General features: G+C 42.0%; 10 protein-coding genes. 6 read left to right on the forward strand and 4 right to left on the reverse strand.

Features of this window, described 5'->3' with window-relative positions:
- Nucleotides 1–7 precede the first annotated feature (7 nt).
- Both metL and metB read right to left on the reverse strand, forming a co-directional pair.
- A complete protein-coding gene (metL, locus tag QL229_RS17370) occupies nucleotides 8–2,353 on the reverse strand; it encodes a bifunctional aspartate kinase/homoserine dehydrogenase II (RefSeq protein WP_281547229.1) in 2,346 nt (781 codons plus the stop codon).
- Nucleotides 2,354–2,357: 4 nt separating this feature from the next.
- The gene (metB, locus tag QL229_RS17375; RefSeq protein ID WP_281547230.1) at nucleotides 2,358–3,617 is read right to left on the reverse strand and encodes a cystathionine gamma-synthase; all 1,260 of its coding nucleotides are present in this window, start codon (nucleotides 3,615–3,617) and stop codon (nucleotides 2,358–2,360) included.
- A gap of 266 nt (nucleotides 3,618–3,883) precedes the next feature.
- On the opposite strand from metB, the gene metJ reads away from it, so the two are divergent.
- Entirely contained in the window at nucleotides 3,884–4,204 is a 321-nt protein-coding gene (metJ, locus tag QL229_RS17380) for a met regulon transcriptional regulator MetJ (protein WP_054563330.1), read from the forward strand.
- 87 nt (nucleotides 4,205–4,291) lie between these two features.
- On the opposite strand, the gene QL229_RS17385 is transcribed toward metJ, so the two are convergent.
- Both QL229_RS17385 and rpmE read right to left on the reverse strand, forming a co-directional pair.
- Nucleotides 4,292–5,533 carry a malic enzyme-like NAD(P)-binding protein gene (locus QL229_RS17385; RefSeq protein ID WP_135922750.1) on the reverse strand — a complete coding sequence of 414 codons (1,242 nt, stop codon included), beginning with the start codon at nucleotides 5,531–5,533 and terminating at the stop codon, nucleotides 4,292–4,294.
- 699 nt (nucleotides 5,534–6,232) lie between these two features.
- Nucleotides 6,233–6,448 (reverse strand): 50S ribosomal protein L31, encoded by a 216-nt coding sequence (gene rpmE, locus QL229_RS17390; protein ID WP_036973208.1) that lies wholly within the window; start codon nucleotides 6,446–6,448, stop codon nucleotides 6,233–6,235.
- 233 nt (nucleotides 6,449–6,681) lie between these two features.
- Here rpmE and priA point away from each other — a divergent pair, with 233 nt between their 5' ends.
- From priA to QL229_RS17415, 5 genes are all read left to right on the forward strand, one after another.
- Nucleotides 6,682–8,862, forward strand: coding sequence for a primosomal protein N' (gene priA / locus QL229_RS17395; RefSeq protein WP_281547231.1), 2,181 nt, complete (start codon nucleotides 6,682–6,684; stop codon nucleotides 8,860–8,862).
- A 17-nt stretch (nucleotides 8,863–8,879) separates the two neighbouring features.
- Nucleotides 8,880–9,404: an SPOR domain-containing protein gene (locus QL229_RS17400; protein ID WP_135922752.1), complete on the forward strand. Its 525-nt coding sequence runs from the start codon at nucleotides 8,880–8,882 to the stop codon at nucleotides 9,402–9,404.
- An 80-nt stretch (nucleotides 9,405–9,484) separates the two neighbouring features.
- Complete coding sequence (gene hslV, locus QL229_RS17405) at nucleotides 9,485–10,003, forward strand: ATP-dependent protease subunit HslV (RefSeq protein WP_008115012.1); 519 nt, start codon at nucleotides 9,485–9,487, stop codon at nucleotides 10,001–10,003.
- A gap of 11 nt (nucleotides 10,004–10,014) precedes the next feature.
- Complete coding sequence (hslU, locus tag QL229_RS17410) at nucleotides 10,015–11,343, forward strand: HslU--HslV peptidase ATPase subunit (RefSeq protein WP_135922753.1); 1,329 nt, start codon at nucleotides 10,015–10,017, stop codon at nucleotides 11,341–11,343.
- Nucleotides 11,344–11,419: 76 nt separating this feature from the next.
- Nucleotides 11,420–11,794 (forward strand): gamma-butyrobetaine hydroxylase-like domain-containing protein, encoded by a 375-nt coding sequence (locus QL229_RS17415; protein ID WP_281547232.1) that lies wholly within the window; start codon nucleotides 11,420–11,422, stop codon nucleotides 11,792–11,794.
- Nucleotides 11,795–12,024 lie beyond the last annotated feature (230 nt).

Consider the following 12,024-nt stretch of genomic DNA (forward strand, 5'->3'; position numbering starts at 1 on the left):
AGCAAAATTATTTTAAGTTATTCACCAGCCAATACAGATCTGAATGAACCCCTGCCGCGGTAACTTCTTTACCCGCTCCAGGCCCTTGGATCACTAATGCATTGTCTGTATACCACTGTGAATTAATCACAAAGATGTTATCGCCCGGTTTAAGACTTGCTAGCACATCATCTTTGCTAACATAGACTAAACCTACCTGTGCCTGAACCTTGCCATCAACAAGTGTGATAGCACCTGTGTAGCGCACTACTTTATCTTCTGCCGCAGCTTGAGCTGCTTTTTCTGTCATGAATTCATCGAGCAGCTGTTTGTTTGCAAGAAAATCTTGCCAGCTACCTGCTGCCAGTGCTGCTGGCATAAGTGGTGTTAGAGCAATGTCATCAAGCTCTAAATCTAGCCCTAAATCTCGCGCTAAAATAAGCAGTTTACGCTGCATATCGCGGCCAGATAAATCTTCTCGAGGATCAGGCTCTGTGTAACCCATTTGCTGTGCTTGTAGCACTAAATCAGAAAACGGCACCTTGCCATCATAACTGCTACATAACCACGATAAAGTACCCGAGAATACCCCTTCAATACGGTTAATGCTGTCACCACTATTTTGTAAATCAGCCAAAGCAAAGTTAATCGGTAAACCTGCGCCAACACTGGTGTTATAACGCCATAACAGATTTCGCTCAGCTAATTGACTACGCAGTGCTTGATACCAATCGTTTGCAGCGGTACCCGCATATTTATTTGCACTGATCAGATGACAGTTAAGCTCTACAAAATCAGGATACAACTGACTAAAAGCCTCACTCGCTGTGATATCAATTATCACTTTATGCTCATAATCAAGCTCATTGATACGCGCTAATAATTCAGCTTTGTCGTAGCTTTGCGCTTCATTGTGCCACTGCTCTTGCCATGTTTCAGTATTTAAACCACTGGCACTAAATAGCATTTGCTTAGAGCGAAGAAGAGCAACCACCTTTACTTTATAATGGGCAGATAAACGAGCAAACTGAGCTTGAAGTTGCGATAAGAACACTTCACCCACATTACCAAGGCCAGCAACTATAATGGCCAGCTCTTGGCCTTTGTTTACCAACTTGTCATGTAGAAGAGTTAAAACATCACTATCAATTGCTTGATCATTTAAGATCAACACATAGTTATCGTCTTGCTGTACAAAACGAGGATGAATGCTCTGCTCTTTTAAAAGCGCTGTTGCTTGCTCTGCAAGAGCACCGATATCAGCAGTCGGTGCAACTACCGCACAACCGCTTAAATTAGACTCTACAATATTGGCGCGACCCGCTAAATGGCTGACAATCTGATGAGTACTTTGACCAGGCACTAACAAGTAGGTATCACCTTCTTTAACAAAGTGATGCAAGCTGTGTTGAATTAATTGGCTTAGCTCACCTACTTCACCACTACTTAGTTTATCAACGCGTAATAAATCGATGTTATCTAAGGTAGTAATAAAACGTTTTGCTTTGCTATAGCCTTCTTTTACCACTTCGGTTGGCGTGGCATCGCAATCAAAACTACTTCTAACTACGAGTTTGATTTCTGAGTCTTTTAACGGCGATAACGTCTTTGCATGCAGTACTGGGTTGCCTAAGCGCGCTAATAAGTTTGCTTGCTCACGACATACCTTGGCGTATTTAACCGCATTTTTAACCTTACGAGGGTCAGTGCTAAATACCCCTTGTGTGTCTGTCCAAATAGACACTTGTTTAGCAAAAGTATAACTGGCCAGTAATGTGGCGCTGTAATCACTGCCATTACGGCCTAAAGTAACCGTATTACCTTGGCAATCTGCGGCAATAAAGCCCGTTACTACGTTGATATGTGATTTGCTAATAGTATCGCTGCATTGCTGCTGGTTTTTTTGATGTAAAAGCTGACCATCATTTAAAGTAAATAGCTGCCTTGCATCAACATCTTGTGCAGCAATACCCAACTGATTTAAGTAAGCCGCCAATAAGCGCGCCGACCACACTTCACCATGTGCAAGTAAAGGTGCTTCAAGTAACTGTTGCTGACTAATTAATTCGTTTAATACAGCAAGTTCATCTTTTAACTGTGCCAACGCCTGTTGTTTATTTTGGCCTGTAAGTAACTGCTCAATAAGCGCACGTTGATTATTATCAATAAGCAGTAGAATATCGCTAACAGCTTGGCTATCTTGCTGCTGGTAACTTTGCCAAAGCTTTACTAAAGTATCGGTTGTTTTACCCGATGCCGATACAACTACGCAATCGCCCTGCTCCGTATTCGCTAAAACAATGTTAGCCACCGCATGATAGCGTTCTGCCGAGCTTAAGCTTGAGCCACCAAATTTATGAACAATATTTACCATTTTTCTACCACAATGCCGTATGTGCTGGCGTTAACTTAAATGACGCGTTTTGTTGTGTATCTTGCTGTGTTTGCTTAACTTCAGCTTTTGTAACTTGCTGGCCTTGACCTGGTTTTACTAAATTAAAAACACGGTCTAAATCGGCAATAAGGTCTTTTACGTCTTCAATGCCTACAGAAATACGAATAAGGGTATCACCGACACCAGCTTCAAGACGGGCTTTAGGCTCCATACCTGCGTGTGTCATCGTTGCAGGGTGACAAATCAAGCTCTCTACCCCACCAAGCGACTCAGCAAGGCTAAAGTCTTTAAGGCTTGTTAAAAACGCTGCGGCATCGTTAATGTCGCCTTTAATATCAAAGCTCACCATGCCACCAAAACCGCGTTGCTGTGCTTTAGCAAGCTCATGCTGTGGGTGTGAAGAAAGGCCTGGATAATAAACTTGGCTTACATAAGGTGAGTTTTCTAAATACTCAGCAATTGCAAAGGCATTTTCTTGGTGCTGCTTCAAACGTACATTTAAAGTACGTAAACCACGAAGGGTTAAGTAGCTATCAAATGGTGCACCAGTAATACCAATGTTATTCGCCCACCAAGCAAGCTCATCGCCTAGCTCTTGCGTTGCAGCAATCACTGCACCGCCCACTACATCAGAGTGACCATTAATATATTTAGTGGTTGAGTGCACAACAATATCAACACCAAACTCAATGGGGTTTTGTAATGCAGGTGATAAGAAGGTGTTGTCAGCCGCAACCAAAGCACCACACTGCTTAGCAATACTAGTAATTACTTTAATATCTGTTAAACGCAAGATTGGGTTACTTGGCGTTTCAATCCAAATCAACTTAGGTTTAATCGCTAAAATTTCTTGGAGATTTTCAGTTTTAGTTAAATCCAAAACTTTTAGTTTTAACAGGCCACGTTTTTCAAGCGAGGTGAATAAACGGTAACTACCGCCATAACAGTCATGTGGAATAACCAGTGTGTCATCACTGTTTAACAGCTGAGTTGCTAAATGCACTGCAGACATACCTGTTGCAGTAATAATGCCTCTTGCACCCCCTTCAAGCTCAGCTAAAGTTTCAGCTAAGATATCGCGATTCGGATTACCACTGCGGCCATAGTCATACTGGCGTTTAGTATCAAAGTCAGCAAATGAATAGGTGGTTGATAAGTATAGAGGTGGCACAACCGCACCATGATGCTTATCGGCTTCGATGCCGTGACGAACCGCTATCGTCGCTTTATTTTTTTCACTCATTTCATCACCTATTCATAAATTGGATGTTTAGACGTCTAAAAGGTTAGATGATCGACTATGAGAAGTCAAAGTATTTATAGCTCACAATAGAAGTTTATACATTTACACTACTAGATGGCTAAATAACTAGTATTTGACTATCTTTTTTAAAGAGATAGAATTTCCGCATCTTGCGCGATGAGAAATACTAATTACCTTTACGAAGTGTTCTATTTTGAATTGGTATCTCGCGTAAATAACTGACAACCGAGGCAACGAAATAACTTATGGCTAAATGGAACGGTGAATACATTCACCCATATGCAGAACACGGTAAAAAATCAGAACAAGTAAAAAAGATTACCGTATCGATCCCACTTAATGTATTAAAAGTATTAACTGATGAACGTACACGTCGTCAGATCAATAACTTACGTCATGCGACGAATAGTGAGTTATTGTGTGAAGCTTTCCTACATGCTTTTACAGGTCAACCATTACCAAATGACGATGACCTTCGTAAAGACAACCCTGAAAAGGTGCCAGAAGAAGTTAAAAAGATTATGCAAGAAATGGGGTTAGATATCCCTGTTCTTGATTCAGAGTAAGTATTTCGGCCATCGGATCACCGCCGATAGCCACAGGCATAAAAAAACTCAGCTTAGGCTGAGTTTTTTTATTAGCGTTAATTAAGTTTAACGCATGTAATCTTCTGGCATCTCAATTTGCGCAACCCCTGACTCTACTGCCGCCTCAGCAACAGCACGAGCAATACGAGGTAATAAACGCGGGTCCATTGGCTTAGGAATGATGTACTCGGCACCAAACTCTAGTGACTCAACGCCAGCCGCTTTTAATACTTCGCTTGGTACAGGCTCTTTTGCAATGCTTCGAATAGCATGCACAGCTGCAATTTTCATTTCATCATTAATTGCCGTTGCTCGCACATCTAGCGCACCACGGAAAATAAACGGGAAACAAAGCACGTTATTCACTTGGTTAGGGAAGTCTGAACGCCCCGTTGCCATAATTAAATCGTTACGTGCACTGTGTGCAACTTCTGGGGCAATCTCAGGATCTGGGTTTGAACACGCAAACACCACAGGCTTATCTGCCATCAGTTTAAGATCATCGGCAGTTAATAGATTAGGACCAGATACACCTACAAACACATCAGCATCAGCAATAACGTCTTGTAATGTACGCTTATCAGTATTGTTAGCAAATAATTGCTTATACTCATTTAAGTCATCACGACGAGTGTGGATCACACCTTTACGGTCAAGCATATAGATGTGCTCACGCAGTGCGCCACATTTTATTAATAGCTCCATACAAGCAACTGCAGCTGCACCGGCACCTAAACATACGATAATTGCATCTTCGATGTCTTTACCTTGTACTTCAAGGGCATTAAGCATACCAGCAGCGGTAACAATAGCAGTGCCATGTTGGTCATCGTGGAAAACTGGAATATCGCAACGCTCGATAAGCGCTTTTTCGATTTCAAAACACTCTGGCGCTTTAATATCTTCTAGATTGATACCACCAAACGTATCAGCGATGTTAGCAACCGTATTAATGAAGTCTTCTGTTGTGCGGTGTTTTACTTCAATATCAATTGAATCAAGGCCAGCAAAACGTTTGAATAGTAACGCTTTACCTTCCATTACAGGTTTTGATGCAAGCGGGCCTAAGTTACCTAATCCTAGAATTGCGGTACCGTTTGAAATAACCGCAACCATGTTACCTTTACCTGTGTACTTATAGGCATTTGCTGGATCAGCAGCAATTTCGCGGACTGGTTCAGCCACACCTGGGCTATAAGCTAAAGCGAGATCGTTAACCGTTTCGGCTGGCTTAGTTAGTTCAACACTAATTTTACCTGGAACGGGGTGAGCGTGGTAATGTAATGCTTTTTCACGAAAATCTGACATAACGCGATAGTATCCTGCAAAAAGTTAAAAAGTGAGAGAGCTTGCATCAGTACGATACCTGTAATGTATAAAAATTCCAAGTATTATCAGGTCTATCCTGTTATAAGCTATATCGCTTAATTTTAAAGGATTTCCCAACAATTTCTGTGCATAGTTGCGATTAATCAAACATAAAAATTAACCTATTTATGGCCTTTTAAGCGCGTGTTTTTGTATTTTATATGCACGAACACTGCAAATAGCCGAAATTAGCCCAAAACAGCCATTTCAACGAAGTTCACAGCATTTACTCACGAAATTATTTAAATTTATTATTTTTAATAGCTTTTAGATACCAATACGCTTAATTAAGTAGTCTATTTTGAGGCAATGAAACCTTGTTGATAGCAAGGCAAAAATTTCGTTATTTAGTTGTGTTCTAAATCAGAAATTTTTAACGCAGGTAGCGACAGGTTTAATCCCTCAAAATGATTAAGTATTATTGCGGATTGGTATACTCATTTATACAAAAAAGAATATAGCCAAGGGGTGGCACTTTGTCTCTACAATTAACGACATAATGGGCATAACAGCCAGAAATAGTTATGCAAAGGAAATGAGTGAAGATGATAAGTAAGTGTCAGCGTTAATAACGAATTTTGTGAATTTTAGCCATAAAAAAAGCACCCTAAGGTGCTTCCTTTAACTAAACAGCAGAAATTACTTCTTGCTGCTAAGTGCACCGAAGCGCTTGTTGAAACGATCAACACGGCCGCCAGTGTCTAAAATCTTTTGCTTACCAGTGTAAAACGGGTGACACTCAGAACATACGTCTAAGTGGATGTCTTTACAAAGAGTTGAGCTAGTTTCGAATTTGTTACCACATGAACAAGTTGCAGTGATAGCTTCGTACTTAGGGTGAATACCTTCTTTCATAGGGAACCTCTAGTTAAGGCCGTATCGCTCTCCAAACCCGAAGTCTGGCACCATACGCAGTTAATACAATTAATAGGCCGCGTATTTTATAGCTCAAGTGACCTTGCGACAAGCTTTAAATACATATTTCGCTAAAAAAATAATCAAGTGGCTTGTTGTTCAGTATTTGTTGGTAGGTTTTTAACCGTAATTTTAGTACATTATCTTTCCGTCTTTGTTTCAGTAGAGTTGTTATGCACTTTGTAGAAGTTGCCATAAAAGTCCCTTTACAGCGTACCTTCGATTATAAAGTTGAACAGCTGCTGCACAGCCCTGAGTTAAAGCCAGGCATGCGCGTTCGCGTGCCATTTGGTAGTCAAAAAAAGGTTGCAGTGGTGTTGGCTCTAAAAACATCAACCGATGTTCCCGCTGACAAAATAAAGCCGATTATAGACGTAATAGACGACACGCCAGTTTTATCTGAGCAACATTTAGCGCTTCTGAAATTCACTGCACGCTACTACTGTTATCCATTGGGTGAAACCATTCATACGGCACTTCCGGCTGCATTAAGACAAGGCGAATGCCCTGATAAAACCAGCATTAACATGGTTGAGCTGACCGAAAAAGGTGCAAAGCTGCCGTCGCTAAAAGCAAAAACCCAGTTAAGTTTATTAAAGCAGCTAGCCGAATCGGGCAAATCATCGGTTACAGAATTAAAAGCACTCGGATTTACAAAAAAAACCATCGATAGCCTGCTCGACAAACAACTGATCACTCAGTTTATCGAACATGATAACCAGTGGCAGCAACGCCCGCCGACAGTAGGTAGCAAACCTGTACTTAATAAAGAACAAGCTGTGGCGTGTACCAGCATTAATCAAGCTAACGGCTTTACCAGCTTTTTACTTGAAGGGGTTACCGGAAGTGGTAAAACCGAAGTGTATTTGCAATGCCTAGAAGAAGTACTTAAAAAGGGCCAACAAGCCCTAGTATTAGTGCCTGAAATTGGCTTAACACCACAAACGGTTAATCGTTTTCGTCGTCGCTTTCCTGATACACCGATTATGCTCTGGCACTCCGCACTGACAGATAACGAACGCTTACAGACCTGGCGTTTCTGTGAAAAAGGCAGCTGCGCCATAGTGATCGGCACACGTTCGAGTATTTTCTTACCTTTTTTATCACTTGGCATGATCATCGTTGATGAAGAGCACGACAGCTCGTTTAAGCAACAAGATACATTGCGCTATCATGCTAGAGACCTAGCCGCTTATAGAGCATACCAGCATAATATTGTGCTCGTTCTAGGTAGTGCCACACCGGCACTTGAGACCTTACATAAAGCAATTAATAACAAATATCAGCTGTTGAGCCTCACTGAGCGCGCCCAAACCAGCACCGATAACCAGTTTCAACTAATGGACATGAAAGGTCAGCCAGAGCAAGCCGGAATTGCCCATGCAAGCCTTGCCTATATGCGCCAACATTTAGAGCGTGGCAAACAAGTAATGGTGTTTTTAAACCGTCGCGGTTTTTCGCCTACCCTTATATGCCATGAGTGTGGCTGGCTAAGTGAGTGCTCACGTTGTAGCACCAGTGCAACCTTTCATAAAGCCATTGGCCAGATGATTTGTCACCACTGTGGTGAGCAACATCAGGTGCCTCATCAATGCCCCGATTGCGGCAGCACGCAGATTTTTCCAAATGGTAAAGGTACTGAACAAATCGAAGAGTTTTTAACACAAACCTTTCCTGATATTCCGATTAGTCGTATCGACCGAGATTCAACTCGTCGTAAAGGCAGCTTAGAAAAGGCCCTTGATGATATTAACCAAGGCGGTGCGCGTATCCTCGTTGGTACGCAAATGTTAGCAAAAGGCCACCACTTTGCTGATGTTAGCCTGGTTTTAATCTTAGACGTCGACAGCGGTTTATATTCGTGCGACTTTCGCGCTACCGAGCATTTAGCGCAACTTGTCACGCAAGTGGCAGGCCGTGCTGGTCGAAGTGGTGAACCTGGGCAAGTATTATTGCAAACCCATTTTCCTGAGCATCCATTACTACAAGATTTAGTCAACAATGGCTATCAGGATTTTGCCCGCTATGCCCTGACAGAGCGCGAAGAGGCTCAGCTTCCACCCATTACCAATATGGCTATGGTGCGCGCCGAAGGACATAACATTAATCAAGTGGTCGATTTTTTAACTGATTTGGTTCCTGTCCAGAACGTATCTGGTATACAATTGCTCGGTCCGATACCTGCGCCACTGGAACGTGTGGCTGGTAAGTATCGCTTTCAATTACATATTCAGGCGCAGGAACGCTCCCACTTGCACCAATATTTAGCGCAAATGGTCGACTACATAAGCACCAGCAAATTAGCGCAAAAAGTGCGTTGGAGCCTAGACGTTGATCCGATAGATATGATTTAAAGGCCAATAAAAGAGTCATGGCACAACACGATTACATTAATAAAAAACCAGCAAATAGAAATAAAAAGCAGGCTCCGGCGAAAAAGCCATTTCCTATTATTCTAATTTTAATCGCGCTTATTTTAGTAGGCGGGTTTAGCTATGGCTTATGGTATATCAAACATAATGCTGACCCTGAACTTGTGGAACAACAAGCCAATCCGACTAAACAAGAAGAAACTGTTATTCCGCCACCTAAAACACCTGAATTTATCAAAGAGATTAAAGAGCACGAAGTTCAGGTTGAAGTAAAAGAGATTGAACAAAAGGGCCCGTATGTAATGCAATGCGGTTCTTTTAGAACCTTAGAGCAAGCACAAACATTAAAAGCTAAAATCGCTTTTGCCGGCTTGGTTGCCGAGGTAAAGAAAACCCAAGGCAGCAATGGTGTTTGGTATAAAGTGCGTTTAGGCCCTTACGAAACCAAACGTTTGGCCGAAAGCGATAAAAATAAACTTAAACGTATCAAAATAATGGGCTGCGGAATTTGGCTTTGGACTTGATTTTAGTTCATTCACCCATATAAACACCTCATCAATCGCTTTTTACGAGCGGCTTTGCCGCTCGATGATGAGGAATAATCATGACCACTATTGTAAGTGTACGCCGCGACGACAAGGTCGTAATTGGTGGCGACGGCCAAGTTTCACTTGGTAATACCGTAATGAAGGGCAACGCCCGCAAAGTTCGACGTCTTTATAATGGCAAAGTAATCGCTGGTTTCGCTGGCGGTACTGCTGATGCCTTCACCCTTTTCGAACGATTTGAAAGCAAACTAGAAATGCACCAAGGTAACCTGACTAAGGCAGCCGTTGAAATGGCCAAAGATTGGCGTAGTGACCGTGCACTTCGAAAACTCGAAGCACTCTTAGCAGTTGCAGACGAAACTGCGTCATTGATCATCACAGGTAACGGTGATGTTGTGCAGCCAGAAAATGACCTAATTGCGATTGGCAGTGGTGGTAACTTCGCACAATCAGCAGCCACAGCGCTTCTTGAAAACACCGACCTAAGTGCACGTGAAATTGTAGAGAAAAGCCTAACTATTGCCGGCAACATCTGCGTATTCACGAATAATTTCCAAACTATTGAAGAATTGTAATAGGAACTGCCATGTCTGAGATGACGCCAAGAGAAATCGTTCACGAGCTAGATCAACACATTATCGGCCAAGCTAAAGCTAAAAAAGCAGTTTCAATCGCGCTTCGTAATCGCTGGCGCCGTATGCAACTAAGCGACGAGCTACGCGCCGAAGTAACACCAAAAAACATTTTAATGATTGGTCCTACTGGTGTGGGTAAAACTGAAATTGCTCGCCGCCTTGCAAAACTTGCTAATGCGCCTTTCATTAAGGTTGAAGCAACCAAATTCACAGAAGTGGGCTATGTTGGTAAAGAAGTTGAAACTATCATCCGTGATTTAGTGGATATTTCAATTAAAATGACCCGCGAACAGCAAACTAAGAAATTTAAGCACCGTGCTGAAGAAGCGGCAGAAGAGCGCATTTTAGATGCCCTACTACCACCAGCGCGCGACACCTTTGGTGAATCAAAAACTGAAGAAAACTCTTCGACTCGTCAATCTTTCCGTAAGAAATTACGTGAAGGCCAATTAGACGATAAAGAAATCGATATCGATGTTGCACAAGCTCAGCCAAATGTTGAGATCATGGCTCCTCCAGGTATGGAAGAAATGACCAACCAGCTTCAGAGCATGTTCCAAAACATGGGTGGCGACAAGCGCAGTAAGCGTAAGTTAAAAATTAAAGAAGCCTTCAAACTATTAGTTGAAGAAGAAGCTGCAAAACTTGTTAACCCTGAAGAGTTAAAAGAACAAGCTATCTTCGCGGTAGAGCAAAACGGTATCGTGTTTATCGATGAGATCGATAAAATCTGTAAACGTGGTGAAGCGTCTGGCCCTGATGTTAGCCGCGAAGGTGTACAACGCGACTTACTACCATTAATCGAAGGCTCAACAGTAAGCACTAAACACGGCATGGTTAAAACTGACCACATGTTGTTTATTGCATCTGGCGCATTCCAAATGGCTAAACCATCAGACATGATCCCAGAGCTACAAGGTCGTTTACCAATCCGCGTTGAGCTTGAAGCACTAAGTGCTGATGACTTTAAACGTATCTTAACTGAGCCTCATGCTTCATTAACTGAGCAACAACGTGAGCTGTTAAAAACAGAGCAAGTTGAGGTTGAGTTTACCGATGATGCAATTGAGCGTATCGCGAAAGCGGCTTGGCAGGTAAATGAAAAAACCGAAAACATCGGTGCGCGTCGCTTACACACAGTGATGGAAAAACTAATGGAAGAAATTTCATTTGATGCCTCAGAAAAAGCAGGTTCAACACTAACAATTGATGCCAATTACGTTGAACAGCATTTAGGTGCACTTGTTGAAGATGAAGACTTAAGCCGTTTCATTCTTTAATCAACAAATTAGCGTTATACTAAAAAGCCTCCAGTTGGAGGCTTTTTAGTATATAAATCGTAGATTCGAGGCTCACATGAAAGAAGTCACTAAAGTGCATTATCACAGCGTTAGTAAAGTATTAGATGTTCATTTTGATGATCAGACTATTGCCCAATTTAGTGCTGAATTTCTGCGTGTTCACTCACCATCTGCTGAAGTACAAGGCCACGGTAATGAGCAGATGAAACTGGTGCTTGGCAAACAGCAAGTAGGAATTAGTAAAATTGAGCCGGTTGGCCATTATGCAATTCGACTGATATTTAGCGATAATCATAATAGTGGCTTGTTTAGCTGGCATTACTTAGCTGATCTACAAGCAAATCATGATGCGCTTTGGCAACAATATCAAGCCAGAGTCACAGAGCACGAAGCCAACAAAGACAGCGTGCCTATTAAGTTTGTGCCTTAATACCAACCCGCAATAATACTTAATCATTTTGAGGGATTAAACCTGTCGCTAACTGCGTTAAAAATTTCTCATTTAGAACAACTAAATAACGAAATTTTTGCCTTGTTATCAACGAGGTTTTATTGCCTCAAAATAGTCTACTTAATTAAGCGGATTAATGGAATGGACTCTCTCCACTCCCCAACGGCGTCATAATGCGCCATAGTAGTTTGGGGTAAGTTTTAGCTTAA

The sequence above is a fragment of the Pseudoalteromonas sp. PAR1 genome (assembly GCF_947311895.1).
Taxonomy (GTDB): Bacteria; Pseudomonadota; Gammaproteobacteria; order Enterobacterales; family Alteromonadaceae; genus Pseudoalteromonas; species Pseudoalteromonas lipolytica_C.

Coding starts and splice junctions, on each gene's coding strand:
- rpmE (WP_036973208.1), bottom strand. CDS start 6,448: ATGAAAGAAGGTATTCACCCTAAGTACGAAGCTATCACTGCAACTTGT.
- metJ (WP_054563330.1), top strand. CDS start 3,884: ATGGCTAAATGGAACGGTGAATACATTCACCCATATGCAGAACACGGT.
- metL (WP_281547229.1), bottom strand. CDS start 2,353: ATGGTAAATATTGTTCATAAATTTGGTGGCTCAAGCTTAAGCTCGGCA.
- metB (WP_281547230.1), bottom strand. CDS start 3,617: ATGAGTGAAAAAAATAAAGCGACGATAGCGGTTCGTCACGGCATCGAA.
- QL229_RS17400 (WP_135922752.1), top strand. CDS start 8,880: ATGGCACAACACGATTACATTAATAAAAAACCAGCAAATAGAAATAAA.
- priA (WP_281547231.1), top strand. CDS start 6,682: ATGCACTTTGTAGAAGTTGCCATAAAAGTCCCTTTACAGCGTACCTTC.
- QL229_RS17385 (WP_135922750.1), bottom strand. CDS start 5,533: ATGTCAGATTTTCGTGAAAAAGCATTACATTACCACGCTCACCCCGTT.
- hslV (WP_008115012.1), top strand. CDS start 9,485: ATGACCACTATTGTAAGTGTACGCCGCGACGACAAGGTCGTAATTGGT.
- hslU (WP_135922753.1), top strand. CDS start 10,015: ATGTCTGAGATGACGCCAAGAGAAATCGTTCACGAGCTAGATCAACAC.
- QL229_RS17415 (WP_281547232.1), top strand. CDS start 11,420: ATGAAAGAAGTCACTAAAGTGCATTATCACAGCGTTAGTAAAGTATTA.